Raw genomic sequence first — 21,395 nt, 5'->3', positions numbered from 1 at the left:
ACGCCGACCCCCGATCGTCAGCCCAGGCGCTCCACAGCCGCATGGCCCGTCACCTCCAACCCGCGGTCGACGCCGAGGAGGCCCACGAGGGGCAGCGTCGTGCGGACCGTCACGCTCACGACCGCGTGGCCGAGCACGGTGCCCGTGCGGGCGGTCACGTCCTGCGCGTACCGCTCCCCCACGGCCGTCGTGATGAGATCCCGCGTCCGCTCGACGCCGTCGGCGCGGGTCGCCCCGGCGAGCGCCGCGGTGCGCGCCCCCTCGGCGGCCGCGTCCAGCACGGTGGTCCGCACGTGCAGCGCCAGGGCGAGCTGGATCACCGAGAGCGCGAGGACCACGAGCAGCGCCCCGACCATGACGAACTCGGCGGGGGCCGAGCCGCGGTCGTCGCGCATCAGAACGACGTGACCCGGTCGATGGCCTGCGTGAACACGTGCTGCAGCAGGGGTCCGGCGACGCCCCACAGGATGACGACGAGCCCCGCCGTCATGAGCGTGATGAGCACCCAGCCGGGCACGTCCCCGCGGTCGTCGCCCCATGCGGCGCCGGGCGTCCGCTCCCCTGTCTGGATGCCTCGTTCGTCGGTCATGTCGTGCCTCTCCGTCGATGGTCGGTGGTGGGTCGGTGGTCGGCGTCCGCCTACAGCCCGAGCTGCAGGACGACGACGCCGGGGAACAGGGCGAAGACGATGGTGAGCGGGAGGATCAGGAACACCAGGGGCACGAGCATGCCCACCTCCTTGCGTCCCGCGCTCTCGAGCAGCTCGCGCTTGGCGACCTCGCGCGCGTCCTGCGCCTGGGCGCGGAGGACCTCCGCGAGGGGCGTGCCGCGCTCGAGGGATCCGGCCAGCTGGTCGACGAGGCGGGACACGGACGGCAGGGCCAGGCGCCGGGCGAGGTCGTCGAAGGCGCGGGTGACGGGGATTCCGGTGCCGACGTCGGCGACGACGCGCCCCAGCTCCCCCGCGAGCTCCCCCGACCCCACGCGGGCGACGCGGCGGAGGGCGTCGAGCAGCCCCTCCCCCGCCGCGAGGCTGAGCGCCAGGAACTCCAGCACCGTGGGCAGCTCCGCGGAGATGCGCGCGACGCGGCGCGTGGCCCGGCGTTCGAGCGCGGAGTCGCATGCGACGAGCCCCGCGACGGCGGCGACGAGGGGGATCGCGACCAGCTGCATCTGCGGGACGGCCCCGGCGACGAGGGCCGCGCCGCCGGCGAGCGCGGTGGCGACCGCTCCCGCCGCGGTCCCGAGCACGAGCCCCACGAGCTGGCGGGACCGGTGCCGCTCGACGTCCTCGGCGACGCCGGCCTGGCCGAGCAGCCGCTCGATCCGCTCCGTCCCGCCGAGCACGCGCGCGAGGCCGCGCCGCAGCGGGACGACCACCGGGGCGCCGAGCGTCCCGAGCACGGGCAGGGGGTGCACGGTGGTGAGCGCGAGATGCCGGCGCGCGCCCTCGGACACGTCGAGCACGTGCGGGGCGACGCGGTCGAGCAGGCGCGCACGGCGCAGGCGCGGGACCGCGCCCATCATGGACCAGAGGCCGAGGCCCGCCAGCAACCCGAGCACGGCGCCCCAGGACTCCGCTCCCGTCACGCGAACCACCTCCGGTCCTCGGGCAGGCGCCCGAGCGCGAGCATCAGCCGGTAGGCGACGGCCGAGACGGCGAGGCCGCTCACGATGACCACGGTGCCCGCGGTCGTGTCGTACGCGGCGGCGGCCTCGGGTCGGGTGGACAGCAGCGCCAGGATGATCCACGGCGCGGCGACCCCGAGCTTGGCCGCGTTCACCACCCACGACTGCCGCGCCTCGGCCTCGCTGCGGATGGCCGCCTCCTCGCGGAGGAAGCGGGCGAGGCCGCGGAGGACGTCGGGGAGCTGCGTGCCGCCCACCTCGCGCGCCATCCGCAGCGTCTCGAGGATGCGGTCGGCGGTGGGGTCGGCCAGCCGGTCCTTCAGCTCGTCGAGCGCGACGGCGAAGCTCCCGGTCGTGCGGTGCACGGACGCGAAGTCCTGGAACGCCGGCCGGAGGACGGTCGGACCGGCGACGGCGAGCGACCCCACGGCGTCCGGGAGACCCATGCCCGCCCGCACGGCGCTCACGAGGTGGTCGACCACGTCCGGCCAGACGTCGCGCTGCGCCCGCCGCCGGGCCGTGGAGCGCGCGCCCACCACGACCCATGGGAGGAGGAACCCCGCGAGGCCGGCGGCCAGCGCAGCGGCATCGACACGGAGGAGGGCCTCGACCAGCACGGCGGCCGCGAGCCCGACGAGGGCGGAGACGACGAGGAAGGAGCTGACGGACACCCGCTCCAGCCCGGCGTGCGTGAGGCGGTCGTGCACCGCCGCCGTCACGCCGCGACTCCGCTCGGCGCCGCCCTCGACCACCGGCCAGACCCAGGGCGCGAGGAGGAGGACGAGGCCCGCCCCGAGGGCGAGGCCGAGGGCGGCGCTCACGGCGCCCCCACCAGGATCCGGAGCGGGTCGAGCCCCGCCGACCGGTACTTGCCGAGGTGCGCCGGCTGTCCGCCCGTCGCGGTCAGCATCCCGTCCTCCAGCGCGAAGACCGAGCTCGCCTCGATGACCATGCCGGAGTGCCGGCCGCCGGGCGCGAGGATCTCGACCACGCGGCGGGCGCCCGACGGCAGCACCTCGAGGTGCACGACGAGGTCGACCGACGTCGCGACGGTGGGGACCACGAAGGCCGCGTCGATGTTGCGCCCCGCGAGCAGCGGCAGCGTGCACAGCTTGACCAGCGCCTCGCGCGCGCTGTTCGCGTGGATCGAGCACATGCCCGGCACGCCGGAGTTGAGCGCGATGAGGAGGTCGAGGCACTCCGCCTCGCGCACCTCGCCGACCACGAGCCGGTCGGGCCGCATGCGCAGCGCCTCCTTGATGAGGCGCCGCAGCGTGATCTCGCCGGAGCCCTCGAGGCTCGGCTGCCGGCACTGCATGGCGACGACGTCGCGGCCCGCGGGAGCGAGCTCGAACGTCTCCTCGACCGTGACGATGCGGTCGGAGGCCCGGGCGGAGGCGAGGAGCGCGTCGATCATGGTGGTCTTGCCGGTGTGGGTCGCGCCGCTCACCACGATGGACAGGCCCGCGCGCACGCTCATGCGGAGGAACTCGGCGGCCTGGAGCGGCAGGCTGCCGAGCGCCACGAGGTGGTCGAGGTCGCGGATCCGCCGGGAGAACTTGCGGATGTTGACGGCCCAGTGGCGGCGCGTGACGTCGGGGATGACGACGTGGAGACGCGAGCCGTCCGGCAGGGACGCGTCGACGAAGGGCGTCGAGAGGTCGACGCGGCGCCCGGACGACTGCAGCATCCGCTCGACGAGGTCGCGCACCTCCGCGTCGGAGAGGACGAGCGAGGTCAGCTCGGGGACGCCGGCCCGCGCAGCGAACACGCGCGTGGGGGCGTTGATCCAGATCTCCTCGATCGCGTCGTCGTCGAGGAGCGGCTGCAGCGCGCCGAAGCCCGTGATGCGCGCGAGCACCTGCCGCTCGGTGGCCGCCTCGTCGTCGAGGAGCCGGGTGTCTGATCCGAGCGCCTGCTCCGCGAAGCGCCGGACCTCCTCGCGCACCACGGCCGCCGTACCGGCCGGGTCCGGTGCCGATCCGTCGTCCCGCAGGCGCTCCCGCACGCGACCGGCGATGGTGTCGAGGGGCGTCCGCGTCTGCACCCGCACAGGATGCTAATCAGCAGGCGATCCCGCCGGGGCCGTCCACAGGTCGACGCGTCAGCGCCGGCCCGCGGGCGTCAGTACCCCAGCTCCGCCTTCGCCGCCGCGTACGCCGCGCGCACCGCGGGCACGCCCGGCGCGTCGAAGACCTCGTCGCCCGCGAGGGGCCACGCGGGCACGCTGCCCGTGAGGATCCACGCGGCCTGCTTCGCGGCGCCGTCGGCGACGAACTCGCCCGCGTCCGGCACGTGGATCGGGACGCCGAAGATCGTGGGCGCGATCTCGCACACGGCGCGGCTCTTCGCCCCGCCGCCGATGAGGAGCACCCGCTCCACCTGCACGCCCTGGCGCGTGATGGCGTCGAGCCCGTCGGCCAGGCCGCACAGCATGCCCTCGACGTGCGCGCGGGCCATGGTCGCCGGGGTGCTGTTGCGGAGGGTCATGCCGTGCAGCGATGCGGTCGCGTCCGGCAGGTTCGGCGTTCGCTCGCCCTCGAAGTACGGGAGGAGCACGAGGCCGTCGGATCCGGCGGGCGCCTCGAGCGCGAGCTCCGAGAGCCGCGCGTGGTCGACGCCGAGGAGGCGCGCTCCGCCGTCGAGCACGCGGGCGGCGTTGAGGGTCGCGATGAGCGGGAGGAAGTTGCCCGTGGCGTCGGCGAACCCGGCGACCGTGCCGGAGGCGTCGGTGATCGGGTCGGCCGTGACCGCGAAGACCGTGCCGGAGGTGCCGATGGAGACGACCACGTCGCCGGGCACCGCGCCGAGGCCGAGGGCCGCGGCGGCGTTGTCGCCGGCGCCGGGCCCGACGGGGATGCCCGCGGGGACGCCGGGGATGCCGTCCGCCGTGACGCCCGCGGACTCGCCGGGGCCGAGCACGCGCGGCAGGCCGACGACGCGGCCGAGGGCGCGCTCCAGCAGGTCGAGTCGGTACTCCCCCGAGACGCTCGACCAGTAGGCCGTGCCGCTCGCGTCGGAGCGGTCGGTGGCGAGGGCGGCGAGGTCCGGGGATCCGACGCCGTGGCCGAGGAGGCGCCAGGTCAGCCAGTCGTGCGGGAGGGCGACGGCGGCGACGCGGGCCGCGTTCTCCGGCTCGGCGTCGCGGAGCCAGCGGAGCTTGGTGGCGGTGAAGGACGCGACGGGGACGACGCCGGTGGCGCTCGCCCAGGTGTCGGCGCCCAGCTCGTCGCGGAGGTCGGTGGCGGCCTGCGCGGAACGGGTGTCGTTCCAGAGGAGCGCGTCGCGGACGACCGCGCCCGACTCGTCGAGGCAGACCATGCCGTGCTGCTGGCCGCCGACCGAGATGGCCGCGACGTCGTCGAGGCCCCCTGCGTCGGCGACGGCCGCGAGGAGGGCGTCCCACCATGCTGCGGGGTCCACCTCCGTGCCGTCGGGGTGGGACGCGCGGCCGGAGCGCACCAGGGCGCCCGTGTCGAGGTCGCGGACGACCACCTTGCAGCTCTGCGTGGAGGAGTCGATGCCTGCTACGAGTGTCTTCGTTGTCACGATCAACATATTAGGGGTCGTCCTAAGCTGGTCGGGCACCCGCGGGAGTGGTGGAATCGGTAGACACGCAGGATTTAGGTTCCTGTGCTTTCGAGCGTGAGGGTTCAAGTCCCTTCTCCCGCACGACGGCGAGGGCCGCCGCGAGCGGGATCCGCCCGACGGCGACGCTCCGATCCGAACGAGGAGCAGCCCGTGGACGACCGCATCCGCCTCTGGACCGAGCCGACGCCCGTGCACCCGGTCCCCCGGCTGGCCGAGGCGCTCGGCCTCCACCCCGAGCGGCTCCTGATGAAGCGCGACGACCTCATCGGCTGGGGCGGCGGCGGCAACAAGGCCCGGAAGCTCGAGCGGTCGCTCGGCCGGGCGCTGGCGCGCGGGGCGACGACGGTCGTCACGACGGGCGCCGCGCAGAGCAACCACGCGCGCATGACGGCGGCCGCGGGCGCGACGCTGGGGCTCGACGTGGTGCTCGTCCTCAAGGGGCACGAGGTCGCGGCGCGCGGCAACGTGCTGCTCGACGGGCTGTACGGCGCGCGCCTCGAGTGGTCGGGGGACGAGGACGCCGGGTCGCGCGCCGGGTCCGTCGTGGCGGAGCTGGAGGCGGCGGGCACGCGCGTGCACCTGGTGGCGTTCGGCGGATCCGACGCGAACTCCGTGCAGGGGTTCGTCGACGCGGGGCACGAGCTGCGGGATCAGGTCGGCGACGTCGACCACGTGGTGGTGGCGCTGGGCTCGGGCGGCACCATGGCGGGGCTCGTCGAGGCACTGGGACCGGAGCGCGTGCTCGGCGTGCACTGCGGGGCGGTGGAGGAGCCGCGGGCGGTGGTCGCGGGGTTCCTCGGGGAGCGCGGCACGGGCATCGGGGCCGAGCGCCTCCGCATCGACGAGGACAGGGTGGGCGCCGGGTACGCGCACCTCACCGTCGAGGCGCGGGCCGCGCTCGTGCTCGTCGCGCGGACGACCGGGATCCTCCTCGACCCGACGTACACCGCACGCGCGGCGGCGGGCCTCGCGGCGGCGGCGCGCAGCGGATCCATCGGCGCGGACGACCGGGTCGTGCTCTGGCACTCGGGCGGCGTGCCCGGGCTCTTCGGCCACGCCGAGCTCGGCGCCTGACGCCCGGCGCCTGACGCCCGGCGCACCCCTCGACCGGGGGTGTCCCGGTCACGGCGCGCTCGCGGCGGCTCCCGATATCCTGTGCTCTGCCACCGGTCGCCCACGATCGTCGGCCCACCACGACTGGAGCCCTCACGTGCATCCCCAGCTCTTCGACTTCCTCGACTCGACGACCCTCATCGAGTCGTTCGGGGGATTCGCCCTCATCGGGATCTGCCTCATCATCTTCGCCGAGACGGGACTGCTCTTCGGCTTCCTCTTCCCCGGCGACACGCTCCTCGTCATCGCGGGGCTGACGCTCCCCGGCATCACCGGCATCGACATCTGGTGGGTCTGCCTCGCCATCGCCTTCTCGGCGTTCGCGGGCGGCGAGGTCGGCTACCTCATCGGCCACAAGGCGGGCCCGAAGGTGTTCGAGCGCAAGGACTCCGGCATCTTCAGCCGGCAGAACGTCGTCCGCACGAACGCGTTCTTCGCCCGCTTCGGCGGACTCGCGGTCATCGCGGCGCGCTTCGTGCCGATCGTCCGCACCTTCGCGCCCATCGCGGCCGGCGTCGGCCACATGGACTACCGCAAGTACTCCTTCTACAACGCCGTCGGCGCGATCATCTGGGGCGCCGGGCTGACCTGGCTCGGCCACCTCCTCAACGGCTTCCCGCCCATCCGCGACTTCGTCACGCACTACATCGACTACGTCCTGCTCGGCGCGGTCGTCGTCACGCTCGTGCCCACGGCGATCCACTTCCTCCGAGCCCGCAAGCACGCGCGCGACGAGGAGCAGGCCGGCGTCGCGCACGACGGCGCGGACCTCGCGCTCGCGCCCGAGTACTTCGACCAGGACCCGTCGAACGACCCGCGCCGCTGAGGCGGACGGTGATCACGGGCGCCGCGCGGGCCGCGGGCTGCGGACGCGCCCACTGACGGCGTGCCCCTCCGCGGGTCAGACGTGGTGGCGGTGCTCGTGCCCGGCATGCTCCTCGGGCTCCAGCTGGAACGTGCTGTGCTCGACGTCGAAGTGGTCGTCGAGGCAGCCCGCCAGCCGGTCGAGCAGCTCCCCCGTGCGTCCCTCCCGGAACACCTCCTGCTCCACCACGACGTGCGCGGTGAACACGGGCGATCCCGAGGTGATGGCCCACACGTGGACGTCGTGCACGGCCGTGACGCCCGGGGTCTCGAGCAGGTGCGCGCGGATCCGCTCGGGCTCGGTGCCCACGGGCGTGGACTCGTTCAGCACCCGCACCACGTCCCGCAGCAGCACCGCGGCGCGCGGCACGATGAGCGCCGCGATGACGAGCGACGCGATCGCGTCGGCCCGGCCGAAGCCCGTGAGCGCGATGACGACGCCCGCGACGATGGTCGCCACGGATCCGAACGCGTCGCCGAGCACCTCGAGGTAGGCGCCGCGCAGGCCGATGGAGCGGCCCGCTCCCCCGCGCAGCACGAGGAGCGCGGCGACGTTGGCGACCAGGCCGATGCCGGCGGCGAGCAGCATGACGCCGCCGTCGACCTCCGGGCCCTCGGGCGCGAGCAGCCGCTGGACGCCCTGCACCGCGACGTACACGGCGACGACCGCGAGGATCAGGCCGTTGACGAGCGCGCCGAGCACCTCGCCGCGCTGGAAGCCGAACGTGTGCCGGTCGGTCGCGGGACGGGAGGCGACGACCGTGGCGACCAGGGCGATGCCGAGCCCCAGGAGGTCGCTCGTCATGTGACCGGCGTCCGCGAGGAGCGCCAGGGAGCCGGAGACGAGCGCGCCGACCACCTCCACGACGAGCACCGACGCGGTGATGGCGATCGCGATGACGAGGCGGCGACGGTCGGTCACGGCTGCGCCGTGGTCGTGCGATCCGGAACCCATGCCCCCACCGTACGGGCGCACGAGCGGACGGATCCAGCCGGCCGCGCAGTCGGGAACGAGTCCCGCTCTCAGGAGGGCGCGCGGGTGCTCAGCCCCGGCCGAGGAGCTCCCGCCGGACCACCGGCATGATCGCGTCGAAGGCCAGCGCACGGTGGCTCACGCGGTTCTTCTCGTCGGCGCTCAGGGCCGCCGCGCTCGCGCCGCCGGTCGCCGGTCGGAAGATCGGGTCGTAGCCGAAGCCGCCCTCCCCCTCGACCGCGCGGAGCACGGATCCCTCCCAGACGCCGAGCGCCGTGCGCTCGACGAGGCCGCCGTCGGTCGGCACGACGAGGGCGGCCGCGCACGTGAAGCGCGCGCCGCGGTGGGCGTCCGGCACGTCGCCGAGCTGCCAGAGCAGCAGCTCGAGGTTCGCCCGGCTGTCGCGGGCGGGGCCCGACCAGCGCGCGGAGAAGATGCCGGGCGACCCGCCGAGGACGTCGACGCCGATCCCGGAGTCGTCCGCCAGCACCGCGTGCCCGGTGTGGAGGGCGGCCGCGCGCGCCTTGATGAGGGCGTTCTCCTCGAAGGTCGTGCCGTCCTCCACGGGCTCCGGTCCGTCGTACGCGACCAGGTCGATGCCGTCGAGGCGAGCGCCGAGGATCCGGCGGAGCTCCTCGACCTTGTGGGCGTTGTGCGTGGCGAGGACGAGCGGGATCACGGGCGTCTGCCTCAGCGTCCGAGCGCCTGCGCCTGCAGGGCGGTGAGCGTGACCCCGCCGCCGAGGGCGAGGTCGAGCAGCGCGTCGAGCTCGGCGCGGTCGAAGGGCGCGCCCTCGGCCGTGCCCTGCACCTCGACGAACGAGCCGCTGCCCGTCATGACGACGTTCATGTCGGTCTCGGCGCGCACGTCCTCGACGTACGCGAGGTCGAGGAGCGGCCTCTGGTCGACGATGCCGACGGAGACGGCGGCGACGCTGTCCTTCAGCGGCGTGGCCCGCTGGGCGATGAACTTCCGCTCGCGGCCCCACTCGAGCGCGTCGGCGAGGGCGACGTACGCGCCCGTGATCGCGGCGGTGCGCGTGCCGCCGTCGGCCTGGAGCACGTCGCAGTCGATGACGATGGTGTTCTCGCCGAGCGCCTTCATGTCGACCACGGCGCGGAGGCTCCGGCCGATGAGGCGCGAGATCTCGTGGGTGCGGCCGCCGACCTTGCCCTTGACGGCCTCGCGGTCCATGCGCTCGTTCGTGGCGCGCGGCAGCATCGCGTACTCGGCGGTGACCCAGCCCTGGCCGCTCCCGGCCATCCAGCGCGGCACGCGGTTGGTGAAGGACGCCGTGCAGAGGACGCGGGTGCGGCCGAAGGAGATGAGGGCGGATCCCTCGGCCTGCTCGCTCCAGTTCCGCTCGATGCTGATCTCGCGCAGCTGGTCGGCGGCGCGGCCGTCGTGGCGGGTGGTCTCGTCGGTCATGTGCGGCCTCGGCTCTGGTCGGGGATGGAGGGGGTGCCGGACGCGGTCGACGCGGCGAACGCGTCCTCGCGGATCCGGCGGGGAAGGGTGATGGCGCCCGTCGCGACCAGCTCGACGTGCGTGACGCCGGTGCCGAGCATGCGGTGCGCGAGGTCCTCGAAGTCGGACGCCCGGCCGCCGGTCGCCTCGTACCGGATCACCGGCGGGGCGTCGGAGCGGCGCTCGATGCCCGCGGAGACGAGCTCGCGGTAGACGTCCTTGGCGGTCTCGGTGTCGCTCGAGACGAGCGTGACGTCCGGGCCCATGATGAGCGAGATGGCGCCCTCGAGGAACGGGTAGTGGGTGCAGCCGAGCACGAGCGTGTCGACGCCGGCGTCCTTCAGCGGCGCGAGGTACCGCTCGGCCGCCGCCATGAGCTCGGGACCCGAGGTGATGCCGCGCTCGACGAAGCCGACGAAGTCGGGCGCCTCCGCGGAGGTGAGCGCGAGGTGCGGCGCCGCGGCGAACGCGTCGTCGTAGGCGCGGCTCGTGACGGTGGCGTGCGTGGCGATGACGCCGACGCGGTGGTTGCGGGTGACGCTCACGGCGGTGCGCACGGCGGGCTGGATCACCTCGATCACGGGGATGTCGTAGCGCTCGCGGGCGTCGCGCAGCATGGCGGCGGAGGCGGTGTTGCAGGCGATGACGAGCATCTTGACGCCCCGGTCGACGAGGTCGTCGAGGACCGCGAGGGCGTAGCGGCGGACGTCCGCGATGGGCTTGTCGCCGTAGGGCGTGTGCGCCGTGTCGCCGATGTAGACGATGGACTCCCGCGGCAGGAGGGTCGCCACCGCTCGGGCCACCGTGAGGCCGCCGACGCCTGAGTCGAAGATCCCGATCGGCGCGTCGCTCATCCCGCCAGCCTACCGGCGGGTGCGGCCGCCCCCGGAGCCCGGCCCCTCGGGAGCGGACCGGCGCCGGCGGTCAGAGCGACGTCCGCGCGTCCTCCTGCGCGACGAGCTCCGGCAGGTCCTTCAGCCGCGACAGGCCGGCCAGCGGCTGGTTCATCCGCGCGTTCCCGCGGAGCCGCTCCTGGTGCCGCTCGAGGAACCTCCAGTAGCCGGCGGTGTACGGGCACGCCGTGGGCCCGACCCGGACCTTCGGGTCGAAGGGGCAGCCGCCGCAGTGGTCGCTCATGCGGTCGATGTACCCGCCGCCGGCCGCGTACGGCTTCGTCGCCATCCGTCCGCCGTCCGCGTGCAGCGCCATGCCCACGACGTTCGCCGGCATGACCCAGGGCGTGCCGTCGACGAAGGAGTCGATGAACCAGTCGTTCATGGCGCGGGGGTCGTAGCCGCGCTGGAGCGCGAGGTTGCCGAGGATCATCAGCCGCTCGATGTGGTGCGCCCAGCCGTGCGTCCGGACCTTGTCGACCACGTGGGAGAGGCAGGCCGCCTCGATGCCCGACGGATCGAGCGCCTGCAGCGCCGTGGGGACGCCGCGGTGCGCGTCGAGCCGGTTCTGGGACGTGTAGTCGTCCTCGAACGCCCAGTAGAGGTGCCAGACGTAGTCGCGCCAGCCCATGATCTGCCGCACGATGCCCTCGACGCTCTGGATGGGCGCCCGCCCGGCGGCGTGCTCCGCCGTGATGCGCTCGATGACGTCGGCGGGATCCAGCACGCCCATGTTCATGGTGGCGCTGAGCAGCGAGTGCGCCATGGTCCAGTCGCCGCGCAGCGAGGCGTCCTCGAAGGGCCCGAAGTCGTTGAGGCGGCTGGCCACGAAGTCGTCGAGCGCCCGGCGACCCTCCTCCGGGGTGACCGCGAAGCGCCGCGGCCCGTCCTCGCCGACGAACCGCACGAGGCCCTTCCGCTCCCACGCGTCGAGGTCGGCGCGCACCTCGGCGTCGATGTCGTCCTCCACGGGCCACCAGGGCTCCGGGAGCCCCAGGCTCGCGGCACCGCGGGGCGGGCGCTCGCGGTTGTCGTGGTCGTAGTTCCAGCGTCCCCCGACCGGGACGTCGCCGTCCATGAGGATGCCGGTGCGGGCGCGGGACCACCGGTAGAAGTCCTCCATCACCAGGCGGTTCGAGGTGCGGCCCGCCATCCACTCGGCGAACTCCTGCTCGCTTGTGACGAAGCCGCGGCTCGGCAGCACCTCCGCCCCGATCTCGGCCACGAGGCGACGGAGCCCTCGCGAGGTGGGGTCGATGACCTCGAGGTCGCGCCGGCCCTCGACGACCTCGCGGTAGTGGTCGACCTGGTGGAACTCGACGCGGTCGCCCAGCGCGCGGGCCCGGTGCCGGATGCCGGACAGGATGAGGTGCGCCTTCGCGCGGTGGTACGGCCGCCGCGCCAGCAGGCCGCGCGACTCGATGAGCAGCATGGGCCCGCCGTCGTCGAAGTGGTCGCCCAGCTGGTCGGCGAGGATCCATCGCGTGCGCTCCATGGCACGAACCTAGGCGGGACCCCCGTCATCGCCGCCGCGCGTGCGCTAGCCGGATCGGCCCGACCCGCGGGCGCCGTCCTAGGCTGGGCGCGTGCACCAGGCGACCTCCCTCCTCACCGACCGGTACGAGCTGACGATGCTCGACGCAGCGCTCAAGGCCGGCACCCACGACCGCGAGTGCGTCTTCGAGTGCTTCGCCCGGCGGCTGCCCACCGGCCGCCGCTTCGGCGTCGTCGCGGGCACCGGACGGCTCCTCGAGCTGATCCGCGACTTCCGCTTCGGTGAGGCGGAGCTCGAGTACCTCCGCGCCGAGCGCGTGGTGGGCGAGGACGCGCTCGCGTGGCTCGCCGACTACCGCTTCCGCGGCCGCATCACGGGCTACCGCGAGGGCGAGGCGTACTTCCCCGGGTCGCCGCTCCTGACCGTCGAGGCGCCCTTCGCCGACGGCGTGATCCTCGAGACGCTCGTCCTCAGCGTCCTCAACTACGACTCGGCCGTGGCCAGCGCCGCCGCCCGCATGGTGCAGGTGGCCGGCGGGCGGCCGCTCGCCGAGATGGGATCGCGCCGGACGGGCGAGCGCTCCGCCGTCGCCGCCGCGCGCGCCGCGTTCATCGCGGGCTTCAGCGCCACGTCGAACCTCGAGGCCGGGCGCACCTGGGGCGTCCCGACCATGGGCACGGCCGCGCACTCCTTCACGCTCCTGCACGACACCGAGGAGCAGGCCTTCCGCGCGCAGGTCGACGCGCTGGGCGCGGGGACGACCCTCCTCGTCGACACCTACGACGTCCGGCAGGGCGTGGAGACCGCCGTCCGCGTCGCGGGCACGGGCCTCGGCGCCGTGCGGCTCGACTCCGGCGACCTCCCCGTCCTCGTCGGCGAGGTGCGCGCGCAGCTCGACGCGCTGGGGGCGACGCGCACCCGGATCACCGTCACCAACGACCTCGACGAGCACGGCATCGCGGGCCTCGCGGCCTCGCCCGTCGACTCCTACGGCGTCGGCACCTCGCTCGTCACGGGATCCGGTGCCCCCGCGGCCGGCATGGTCTTCAAGCTGGTCGCGCACCGCCCCGCCGGCGGCGGCGAGTGGGTGGCCGTCGCCAAGCGGTCCACGGGCAAGCAGAGCCGCGGCGGCCTCAAGGGGGCCCTGCGCCGGCACGATGCGACGGGCGTCGCGACGTCCGAGCTCGTCACGGTCGGGCCGCACCCGGAGCAGCTCCCCGGCGACCGCGACCTCATCGTCACGCTCGTCGAGGACGGGGAGCCGGATCCGCGCTGGCTCGGTCCCGCGGGCACCGCCGCGGCACGCGAGCACCATGCCCGCGTCGTGCGCGACCTGCCGGTGCAGGCGTTCCGCCTGCGCGCGGGCGACCCGGCGATCCCCACCGAGGAGGGCGCGCCCGCCTGAGGCCGACCCGCACGCCGGCCAGGCGCGCACGGGCGGACGATCGGGCTACTCCGGCTTCATGCCCTCGTAGATGCGCTTGCAGTCGGGGCAGACGGGGAACTTCTCGGGGTCGCGGCCGGGCAGCCACTTCTTGCCGCAGAGCGCCTTCACGGGCTTGCCGCTGATGGCGGACTCGAGGATCTTGTCCTTCTTCACGTAGTGCGAGAAGCGCTCGTGATCGCCGGGCTCGATCGTCTCCTGCTCGAGGAGCTCCTCGAGCTCGCGGTCGAGGGTGTCGGTCCCGCCGCCCTGCGTGGGCCGGCCGGGATCCTGTTCGATGCTGAGGATGACCATGCCCCCAGTCTAGTTTTGCCGCGCGCGGGATCCGGCGGGCGCGTCGGCGGGGTCCTCGCTAGTGCCGCTGGGCGAACGCGAGGAGCTCCGGGCCGCGCCGCTCGAACACGCGGCCGCCGCCGACGAGGCCCGCGACCAGCGTCAGCGCGCCGATGCCGAGGCCCACGATGAGCGACCACGCCGGGTAGGCGCCGCCGTGGACGAGGCCCATCCAGCCGAGCCACGCGGACGGGAGCGCCAGCACGACCGTGGCCAGGAAGGTGAGCGTCGGGACCGTGGATCCCCCCGCGCCCGCGGACTGCGGCGCGTGGAACGGGCTGTCCCCCGGCCGCGACGCCGGGTAGGGGAAGCGCGCGGAGAAGAGCGACGCCAGCCCGACGCCGACGAGCAGGACCCCGCCGCTGACGCCGACGACCGACGGCAGGACCGACGCGTCGCCGAAGCCGAGCGCGCTGAGCGGCGCGCCGATCGCCACGAGCGGGACCCCGATGGCGAGCACCGGCACGATGCGGCCGACGCGGTCGGCGACGCCGCGGATCCCCGAGACCACGTGCAGCCAGACGGCCGTGTGGTCGTGCGCGGTGTCGTTGTGCACGCTCCAGCCGAGGAACAGGGCCATGACGGGCAGCGGCACGAGCGCGAGCACGTGCGCGTCGACGTCGACGATGACGAGCGGGACGAGCAGCACGAGCGGGAGCACGGGGATGAGGACGAGCGTGGCGCGATAGCGCGGGTCGCGGATCCAGTACGTGACGCTGCGCGCGGCCACCGCCCCTGCGGGCGACGCCCCGAAGCGACCGAACCAGCCGAGGCCGGTCTGCGCGCGGCCGCCGCCGGCGCGGTCGGGAGCGGTCAGCGCCCACGGCACGACGCGGATCCAGAGGAGAGTGAGGAGCGCCGCCGAGGCGATGGCCACGAGCAGCATGCCGGCCGCGTCGCCCGCGTCGCCGGCGACCGCCGCGGCGGGGGCGGCCCAGGCGGCGCCGAGCGGGGTCCAGGCGAGGACGTCGAGCAGGCCGCGCGCGGGTCGGAGCCCGTCGTCGAGGAGATCCGCCTGCGCGAGGGCGACGACGGCCGGGACGAGCAGCACGGCGACGAGGCCCGCCAGCAGGCCGGTCGCCTCGCGGGCTCTGCGCGTGCTGAGGAGGACCGAGGCGAGCACGGTGCTGATGCGGGCGACGAGCACGCACGTGACGACGGCGGCGACGGCCCCCAGGACGGCGACGAGGGCCGTGACCGGGTCGCGCGCCCACGTGACGACGGTGGTCAGCGCGAGGACGACGAGGATCACGCCGGGCACGCTGACGAGCGCGGCCACGCCGAGCGCGAGGGCGAGCCGCCGGGACGCGATGCCGTAGAGCGCGAAGCGCCGCGGATCCAGGGCGTCCTCGGATCCGAGCACGAGCGGCACGACCAGCGCGCCGAGGACGACGAGCGCGCCCCCCGCCACGACGAGGTCCCGCGCGGCCGGCACGTCCGCGTCGCGGAGACCCGCGAGCGCGCCCACGGCCAGCACCGTGACGAGGATCCCGTAGACGCCGGCCGCGACCAGGCCGAGCACCTGCCAGGGACTGCGGCGGAACGCGTTGGCGAGGAGGGCGAGCCTCAGTCGGAGAACGAGTGCAACCACGAGAATCCCTCCGCCGTGCGTCGGCCGCCGGCCAGGGCGACGAAGCGCTCCTCCAGCGAACGGCCCGCGCGGACCTCGTCCATGGTGCCCGAGGCGAGCACGCGGCCGTTGACGATGATCGCGACGTGGTCGCAGATGCGCTGGATGAAGTCCATGCCGTGGCTCGACAGCACGACGGTGCCCCCGTGCGCGACGTAGTCCTGGAGGATCTCGACGACGTTCGCCGCCGACACCGGGTCGACCGACTCGAACGGCTCGTCGAGCACGAGCATGCGCGGCGAGTGGATCATGGCGCAGGCCAATGCGACCTTCTTGGTCATGCCCGCCGAGTAGTCGGTGACGAGGCGACCCACGGCGTCCTCGATCCCGAAGGCCTCGATGAGGTCGGCCGAGCGGCTGCGGATCTCCGCGTCGTCGAGCCCCCGGAGCGCACCCGAGTAGTGCAGCAGCTGCGCGCCCGTGAGGCGGTCGAACAGGCGGAGGCGGTCGGGGAGGACGCCGATGCTGCGCTTGGCGGTGAGCGGGTCCCGCCACACGTCGATGCCGTTCACGGTCACGGTGCCGGCGTCGGGCCGGAGGAGCCCCGTGACCATGGACATGGTGGTGGTCTTGCCGGCGCCGTTCGGGCCGACGATCCCGTAGAAGGATCCCGCGCGCACCGTGAGCGCGATGGCGTCGACCGCGACCTTCTCGTCGAAGCGCTTGGTGAGCCCCTCGATCACGAGGACGTCGTCCCCGAGCTCGGGTGCGGCGGCGCGCTCCCCGCGCACCGAGGGCGTGAGGGCCGTCTCCCCCACCCCGGGCAGGCCGGGGCGGGTTGAGCGCGGCGAGGTCAGGCTGTCGGTGCGCACGGTCACGGCGCGCGCGGGGGCGACGGGGACCGGCTCGGGCTCGACCGTCGGCTCGGGCTCGGGTGTGGTCGTCGCGGCGACCGACGCGGCAGCATCGCCGGACGCCGGCTCCCGGTCGTCCGCGACCTCGCCCGACGCCCTGTCGGCGTCGTCGTCGTCGTGGATCGCGGTCGCGTCCTCTTCGGGTGCGACAGGATCCGCCCCGCTCACGTCATCCGCTCGCGTCGCGCCGGCTTCGTGGTCCACGTCCTCGTGCGCCACGCCCTCGTCCGGGGACGCCGAGGCCACCGGAGCCTCGAGGGCGTCGCCGTCCGCGGGATCGTCGTCATCCGCGAGCAGATCGCGGAGCTCCTCGAGCCCACCCTGCTCCCGCTCGGCGGCCGCCGGGCCCTCCTCCTCGGAGGCGGAGGCGGCATCCGCGAGGAGCGCGGCGTCGGCGGGCACGGCCCCTGCGGGAGCGGACTCGGACGACTCCGCCACAGGACCGCCGTCCACTCCGGCACCGGCCGCGACGGCGCCCTCGGCGCTCCCGGCAGGGCGCTGGACGCGCGTGCGGCGACGCACGCGCGGCGGACGCGGAGACGTCGCATCGCCCTCGGACCCGGTGTCGGCGTCCGCACCCGGGCGCACCGTCGACGCGACGACGGGCGAGGACTTCACACGGGGCGGGGTGGGTGACACCACGACGGCGGGCGCGGTGCGCGGGGACGGCGCCGTGGCGCGACGCGGCACCCGCTGTCCCGGGCGCGGCGGACGCGGGACGGCGGCAGGCGTTCCGGTGCTCGAGGCGTCGGTCGCGACCTCGGGACCGGTGGCGGCGGGCGCGTCGGCGGCCGATGCGGCGCGGTCCGATGCGCCGTCCCGCGGCTGCGCACCGATGTCGGACGTGGCGTCGGGGGAGGTCGTCTCGTCGGGGGCGTCGGTCACGCGCCCACGTTAGCAAGGCACCCCTCCGTGCCCACCCCGCCGTCCTCGACGGGGCGGTGACGCCCCTCACCGGAGGCCGTGAGGGAGACGGCGCCCACCGTCCCCGCGGCTGGCCACATCACGAAAGGGACACGACAGCACGCGGGATCCCGCCCATTTCCCCGCCTGCGGCCTACGATGGAGGAGGCATGACGGAGTGTCGAACAGGAAACCCGCGGGTGAAGACCCGGCGAACCCTCGACGTCCGAGGGTCCCGGCGCACTCGGCACCCGCATCGAACGGAGAACACATGACCACGCAGGTAGTCATCCTGGCGGCAGGCATGGGCAGCCGTCTCGGACGCAGCCTCCCCAAGCCCCTCACCGAGCTGAGCGACGGCCGCACCATCATGGGCCAGCAGTTCGACAACATCCGCTTCGGCCTCGGCGACGACGCCAAGGTGAGCATCGTCGTCGGCTACAAGCTCGACCACATCATCGACGCCTTCCCGGACGCCGACTACATCTACAACGAGCAGTACGACCAGACGAACACGTCCAAGAGCCTGCTCCGCGCCCTCCGCGCCTCGGGCCCCGGCGGCGTCCTCTGGATGAACGGCGACGTGGTCTTCGACCCGATGATCCTCCGCCGCGCCGCCGCGATGATCGCGCGCGACCAGTCCTTCGTCACCGTGAACACCTCGCGCGTCTCCGACGAGGAGGTCAAGTACACGACCAGCCCCGAGGGCTACATCCGGGAGCTGTCGAAGACGGTGAAGGGCGGCCTCGGCGAGGCGGTCGGCATCAACTACGTCTCCAAGGCGGACAAGCCGGTCCTCATCCGCCAGCTCGCCCGCGTCGGCGACCAGGACTACTTCGAGCGTGGAATAGAGTTGGCGATCGAGCAGGACTCCCTGCTCGTCGAACCGGTAGACATCTCCGACCTGTACGCGGTCGAGGTCGACTTCGCGGAGGACCTCGAGAGGGCCAACCTCTTCGTCTAGACCGCCTCGGGGATGCTGACGCAGAGGATCCCCGTCGTGCCCGATGCCGCTCCCGGCCGTGCCTCCCGCACCCCCGCCGCCCGGTATCGCCGCTCGCTCTGGCTCCTCACGACCCGCGACCTCAAGGTCCGCTACTCGACGAGCGCCCTCGGCTGGTTCTGGTCGATCCTCGACCCGCTCGTCATGTCGGGCATCTACTGGTTCGTCTTCACGGTCGTGTTCTCCCGCGACGTCGGCCAGGAGCCGTACATCGTGTTCCTCCTGGCGGCGCTCCTGCCGTGGATGTGGTTCACCGGCGCGACCAGCGACTTCACGAAGGCGTTCAGCTCGCAGGCCAAGCTCGTCCGGTCCACGCGGATCCCGCGCACCATCTGGGTGCTCCGACTGGTCTTCGCGAAGGGGTTCGAGTTCCTGGCGAGCCTCCCCGTCCTCGCCGTCTTCGCGGTGGTCGCGGGCGCCCGCCTCGACGTGCACGTGCTCCTCTTCCCGCTTGCCGCGATCCTGCAGGCGGCGCTGCTGCTCGGGATCGGGCTGATCATCGCCCCGCTCGTCGTGTTCTTCCGCGACCTCGAGCGCGCCGTCAAGCTCGTGCTGCGCTTCCTCTTCTACGCCTCCCCCATCGTCTACTCGGCACGCGACCTCCCGCCGGAGCTGCAGCCGTGGGCGGCGCTCAACCCCCTCACCGGCATCTTCGGCCTCTACCGGTCGGCGTTCTTCCCCGGGGAGCTCGACTGGTACGCCGTGGGAGTGTCCGCCGCGATCTCCGCCGCGCTGCTGCTCGTCGGCGCGCTCGTGTTCCGCCGCTCGCTCCCGGCCGTGCTGAAGGAGATCTGATGGCCGCACCGCACGAGGACCCGCCCGGACGCCCGGTCATCACGGTCGAGGACGCGGGCATCCGCTTCCGCCGGAACCGCAAGGCCCGTCGCAGCTTCAAGGACCTCTTCGCGGGATCCGCGCGCCGGTCGCGCCCGGGCGAGTTCTGGGCCCTGCGCCACGTCTCGTTCGAGGTCCGCGCGGGCGAGGCGATCGGCGTCGTGGGCCGCAACGGCCAGGGCAAGTCGACCCTCCTGAAGCTCGTCGCCGAGGTCCTCATCGCCGACGAGGGGACCATCGGCGTGCACGCGGGCGTCGCGCCGCTCATCGAGATCACGGGCGGGTTCGTCAACGACCTGACGGTGCGCGACAACATCTACCTCACGGCCGGGCTGCACGGGATGTCGAAGGCGGAGATCGACGCGCAGTTCGACGAGATCATCGCGTTCGCGGAGATCCCCGAGTTCGTGGACACGCCCTACAAGCACCTCTCCAGCGGCATGAAGGTCCGCATCGCGTTCGCCGTCATCTCGCGCCTCGACGAGCCGGTCCTCCTCGTGGACGAGGTCCTGGCCGTCGGCGACAAGGCGTTCCGCGAGAAGTGCTACCACCGGATCGAGGAGATGCTGGCGGAGGGACGCACGCTCTTCTTCGTCTCGCACAACGAGCGGGACCTCCGCCGCTTCTGCACGCGCGGCCTGTACCTCGACAAGGGCGCGCTCGTGCTCGACGGGCCGATCGACCGGGTCGTCGACGCCTACAACGCGGACCACGACCCGCCGGCCGCGGCGAGCCCGACGGCGGGCTGAACGCCCCTCCTCCCCAGCACGGCCCTTCCACAGGCCCACGCCCCCGCACGTCGCACGCCGCCCCTACCGTGCACGCATGCTGCGACCCGTCCCGCCCCTGCCCGCCCGTCCGGATCCCGAGCCCGCGTACCGCGTGCCCTGGCACTTCGACCGCACGCTGGAGCGCCCGCGCTTCGCCCTGGTCAACGTCGGGGACGAGGTGCTGCACGCCATCTCGCTGCACCTGCTCGGCTCCGGCACGATGCTGTCGCGCGCTCCCGTCACCGTCCGACCCGGGGAGCGCCTGTCGACCACCATCCGCGGCGACGACCTCGCGCTCGACACGATCCTCGTGGTGCGCTGGTTCCGGCCGGACGGGGGCGAGTACCTGTGGCGCGTCAGCTTCTGACGGGCGTGGTGCCGCGCCGGTCGCGCTCGCGCTCGAGGCGGATGAGGTCGGCGGGCGAGTCCCCGTCGTCCTGCGGCAGCATGTCGGCGGTGAGCCCGGTCACGAGCAGCCCGGCGTCCACGTCGAGGCCGCTCGCGATCTTGATGATGTTGCGGAGGCTCGGGTTGCGCTGGCCCCGCTCGATCTTGCCGAGGGCGGTCCAGTGGATGCCGGAGAGCTCCGCGAGCGTCTCCTGGCTGATGCCGATGCGCTGGCGCTGCTCGCGCACGCGGGAGCCGAACTCGGCTGCGGCGTCGGAGACGGTGGTGACCATCCCCCATGCCTATCCGCCACGTGGGGGAAAGATCAGAGCGCAGCCGGCCCATGCTTCCATGCCCGCGGCTGAGCGGATAGGTCGCGATCACGGGCGGGTCGTGCTCGACGAGGCCGGCGCGACCCCGACCGCCCCCGCGCGTAGGCTCGGAGCATGAAGGACGCTCCCGACCTCGACCCGACCGTGGCCACCGGCATAGATCGTCTCCTGTCCGTGCAGCGGCCCGTCGTGCTCGCCCACATCCGATCGATCCGGGCCCGTCACCCCGAGGCCTCCCCCGACCGCATCATCGCCATCCTCGAGAGCCGCTTCCTCGCGGCCGTCACGGCCGGCGGCGCGGCGGTGGGCGCCAGTGCGGTGATCCCCGGCGTCGGCACGGGCATCTCGCTCGCGCTCACCGGCGTGGAGACCGCCGGCTTCCTCGAGGCCAGCGCCCTCTTCGCCCAGTCCGTCACCGAGGTGCACGGCATCACGGTCGAGGATCCCGCGCGTGCCCGCGCGCTCGTCATGACCATGATGCTCGGGGCGCCCGGGGCGCAGGTCATCCAGCAGTTCACGGGCCAGTTCCAGGGCCAGCCCGTCGACCGCAACGCGAACTGGGGACGCGCCATCACGTCGGGCCTCCCCTCGTTCGCCATCGGCCCCATCGCCGACCGGATCAAGCACGCGTTCATCAAGCGCTTCATCGTGAACCAGGGCGCGAGCGCCATCGGGCGCGCGGTCCCCTTCGGCATCGGCGCCGTCATCGGCGGCACCGGCAACCGGATGCTCGGTCGCAAGATCGTGGCCAGCTCGCGGCAGGCGTTCGGCCCCGCACCCGCGGACTTCCCGGCGGAGCTCGCCGTGCCGGAGAAGAAGCCCCGCGTCATCCGCATCGCGGAGAAGAAGGCCGCGAAGCGCTAGCTCCCCACCGGCGCTC

Annotated in this window: 23 protein-coding genes and 1 tRNA gene; 9 read left to right on the top strand and 15 right to left on the bottom strand. The window is 73.9% G+C overall.

Going from position 1 to position 21,395, the window contains the following annotated elements:
• Positions 1–17: 17 nt before the first annotated feature.
• The 6 genes from ACT7CP_RS06435 to xylB all read right to left on the bottom strand — a co-directional run bounded on the left by ACT7CP_RS06435 (position 18) and on the right by xylB (position 5,187).
• Positions 18–395 carry a TadE/TadG family type IV pilus assembly protein gene (locus ACT7CP_RS06435; protein ID WP_445443803.1) on the bottom strand — a complete coding sequence of 126 codons (378 nt, stop codon included), beginning with the start codon at positions 393–395 and terminating at the stop codon, positions 18–20.
• The gene (locus ACT7CP_RS06430; RefSeq protein WP_445443802.1) at positions 395–589 is read right to left on the bottom strand and encodes a hypothetical protein; all 195 of its coding nucleotides are present in this window, start codon (positions 587–589) and stop codon (positions 395–397) included. Before ACT7CP_RS06430 ends, ACT7CP_RS06435 begins: the two co-directional genes overlap by 1 nt.
• 50 nt (positions 590–639) lie before the next feature.
• Positions 640–1,590: a type II secretion system F family protein gene (locus ACT7CP_RS06425; RefSeq protein WP_445443801.1), complete on the bottom strand. Its 951-nt coding sequence runs from the start codon at positions 1,588–1,590 to the stop codon at positions 640–642.
• Entirely contained in the window at positions 1,587–2,450 is an 864-nt protein-coding gene (locus tag ACT7CP_RS06420; protein ID WP_445443800.1) for a type II secretion system F family protein, read from the bottom strand. The genes ACT7CP_RS06425 and ACT7CP_RS06420 overlap by 4 nt, the downstream gene beginning before the upstream one ends.
• Entirely contained in the window at positions 2,447–3,682 is a 1,236-nt protein-coding gene (locus tag ACT7CP_RS06415; protein ID WP_445443799.1) for a TadA family conjugal transfer-associated ATPase, read from the bottom strand. Before ACT7CP_RS06415 ends, ACT7CP_RS06420 begins: the two co-directional genes overlap by 4 nt.
• 71 nt (positions 3,683–3,753) lie before the next feature.
• On the bottom strand, positions 3,754–5,187 hold the full coding sequence (gene xylB, locus ACT7CP_RS06410) for a xylulokinase (RefSeq protein ID WP_445443798.1): 1,434 nt from the start codon (positions 5,185–5,187) through the stop codon (positions 3,754–3,756).
• Between the two features lie 32 nt (positions 5,188–5,219).
• Here xylB and ACT7CP_RS06405 point away from each other — a divergent pair.
• The 3 genes from ACT7CP_RS06405 to ACT7CP_RS06395 all read left to right on the top strand — a co-directional run bounded on the left by ACT7CP_RS06405 (position 5,220) and on the right by ACT7CP_RS06395 (position 7,159).
• Positions 5,220–5,301: transfer RNA gene (locus ACT7CP_RS06405), tRNA-Leu, on the top strand.
• A gap of 69 nt (positions 5,302–5,370) precedes the next feature.
• Positions 5,371–6,294, top strand: coding sequence for a pyridoxal-phosphate dependent enzyme (locus ACT7CP_RS06400; protein WP_445443797.1), 924 nt, complete (start codon positions 5,371–5,373; stop codon positions 6,292–6,294).
• Positions 6,295–6,430: 136 nt separating this feature from the next.
• Positions 6,431–7,159: a DedA family protein gene (locus tag ACT7CP_RS06395; protein ID WP_413963316.1), complete on the top strand. Its 729-nt coding sequence runs from the start codon at positions 6,431–6,433 to the stop codon at positions 7,157–7,159.
• 75 nt (positions 7,160–7,234) lie between these two features.
• Here the strand turns inward: ACT7CP_RS06395 and ACT7CP_RS06390 are convergent, their stop codons facing one another.
• The 5 genes from ACT7CP_RS06390 to ACT7CP_RS06370 all read right to left on the bottom strand — a co-directional run bounded on the left by ACT7CP_RS06390 (position 7,235) and on the right by ACT7CP_RS06370 (position 12,025).
• The gene (locus tag ACT7CP_RS06390; protein WP_445443796.1) at positions 7,235–8,152 is read right to left on the bottom strand and encodes a cation diffusion facilitator family transporter; all 918 of its coding nucleotides are present in this window, start codon (positions 8,150–8,152) and stop codon (positions 7,235–7,237) included.
• A gap of 88 nt (positions 8,153–8,240) precedes the next feature.
• Positions 8,241–8,849 (bottom strand): non-canonical purine NTP pyrophosphatase, encoded by a 609-nt coding sequence (locus tag ACT7CP_RS06385; RefSeq protein ID WP_445443795.1) that lies wholly within the window; start codon positions 8,847–8,849, stop codon positions 8,241–8,243.
• A gap of 11 nt (positions 8,850–8,860) precedes the next feature.
• Positions 8,861–9,598: a ribonuclease PH gene (gene rph / locus ACT7CP_RS06380; protein ID WP_445443794.1), complete on the bottom strand. Its 738-nt coding sequence runs from the start codon at positions 9,596–9,598 to the stop codon at positions 8,861–8,863.
• Entirely contained in the window at positions 9,595–10,491 is an 897-nt protein-coding gene (gene murI / locus ACT7CP_RS06375) for a glutamate racemase (protein ID WP_445443793.1), read from the bottom strand. Before murI ends, rph begins: the two co-directional genes overlap by 4 nt.
• Positions 10,492–10,561: 70 nt before the next feature.
• On the bottom strand, positions 10,562–12,025 hold the full coding sequence (locus tag ACT7CP_RS06370; RefSeq protein ID WP_445443792.1) for a cryptochrome/photolyase family protein: 1,464 nt from the start codon (positions 12,023–12,025) through the stop codon (positions 10,562–10,564).
• A gap of 91 nt (positions 12,026–12,116) precedes the next feature.
• Here ACT7CP_RS06370 and ACT7CP_RS06365 point away from each other — a divergent pair, with 91 nt between their 5' ends.
• On the top strand, positions 12,117–13,430 hold the full coding sequence (locus ACT7CP_RS06365) for a nicotinate phosphoribosyltransferase (protein ID WP_445443791.1): 1,314 nt from the start codon (positions 12,117–12,119) through the stop codon (positions 13,428–13,430).
• 45 nt (positions 13,431–13,475) lie between these two features.
• Here the strand turns inward: ACT7CP_RS06365 and ACT7CP_RS06360 are convergent, their stop codons facing one another.
• The 3 genes from ACT7CP_RS06360 to ACT7CP_RS06350 are packed head-to-tail and all read right to left on the bottom strand — an operon-like array spanning position 13,476 to position 17,171.
• Positions 13,476–13,763 (bottom strand): DUF3039 domain-containing protein, encoded by a 288-nt coding sequence (locus tag ACT7CP_RS06360; protein WP_191148785.1) that lies wholly within the window; start codon positions 13,761–13,763, stop codon positions 13,476–13,478.
• A 58-nt stretch (positions 13,764–13,821) separates the two neighbouring features.
• The gene (locus tag ACT7CP_RS06355; protein WP_445443790.1) at positions 13,822–15,393 is read right to left on the bottom strand and encodes an ABC transporter permease; all 1,572 of its coding nucleotides are present in this window, start codon (positions 15,391–15,393) and stop codon (positions 13,822–13,824) included.
• Positions 15,369–17,171 (bottom strand): ABC transporter ATP-binding protein, encoded by a 1,803-nt coding sequence (locus tag ACT7CP_RS06350; protein ID WP_445443789.1) that lies wholly within the window; start codon positions 17,169–17,171, stop codon positions 15,369–15,371. Before ACT7CP_RS06350 ends, ACT7CP_RS06355 begins: the two co-directional genes overlap by 25 nt.
• A 289-nt stretch (positions 17,172–17,460) precedes the next feature.
• Between ACT7CP_RS06350 and ACT7CP_RS06345 the strand changes: the two genes are divergently transcribed.
• From ACT7CP_RS06345 to ACT7CP_RS06330, 4 genes are all read left to right on the top strand, one after another.
• Entirely contained in the window at positions 17,461–18,153 is a 693-nt protein-coding gene (locus ACT7CP_RS06345; RefSeq protein WP_307502038.1) for a phosphocholine cytidylyltransferase family protein, read from the top strand.
• 12 nt (positions 18,154–18,165) lie between these two features.
• Positions 18,166–18,987 carry an ABC transporter permease gene (locus ACT7CP_RS06340; RefSeq protein ID WP_413963324.1) on the top strand — a complete coding sequence of 274 codons (822 nt, stop codon included), beginning with the start codon at positions 18,166–18,168 and terminating at the stop codon, positions 18,985–18,987.
• On the top strand, positions 18,987–19,775 hold the full coding sequence (locus tag ACT7CP_RS06335) for an ABC transporter ATP-binding protein (RefSeq protein WP_445443788.1): 789 nt from the start codon (positions 18,987–18,989) through the stop codon (positions 19,773–19,775). The genes ACT7CP_RS06340 and ACT7CP_RS06335 overlap by 1 nt, the downstream gene beginning before the upstream one ends.
• 76 nt (positions 19,776–19,851) lie before the next feature.
• Entirely contained in the window at positions 19,852–20,163 is a 312-nt protein-coding gene (locus ACT7CP_RS06330; RefSeq protein WP_086514604.1) for a hypothetical protein, read from the top strand.
• On the opposite strand, the gene ACT7CP_RS06325 is transcribed toward ACT7CP_RS06330, so the two are convergent.
• Complete coding sequence (locus tag ACT7CP_RS06325; protein WP_307502049.1) at positions 20,153–20,476, bottom strand: helix-turn-helix domain-containing protein; 324 nt, start codon at positions 20,474–20,476, stop codon at positions 20,153–20,155. The genes ACT7CP_RS06330 and ACT7CP_RS06325 overlap by 11 nt on opposite strands.
• Before the next feature lie 153 nt (positions 20,477–20,629).
• Between ACT7CP_RS06325 and ACT7CP_RS06320 the strand changes: the two genes are divergently transcribed.
• On the top strand, positions 20,630–21,379 hold the full coding sequence (locus ACT7CP_RS06320; RefSeq protein WP_413963328.1) for a hypothetical protein: 750 nt from the start codon (positions 20,630–20,632) through the stop codon (positions 21,377–21,379).
• Positions 21,380–21,395: the final 16 nt, after the last annotated feature.

The organism is Clavibacter rahimiani, assembly GCF_052654495.1.
This window is presented reverse-complemented; position numbering and strand designations above follow the sequence as displayed.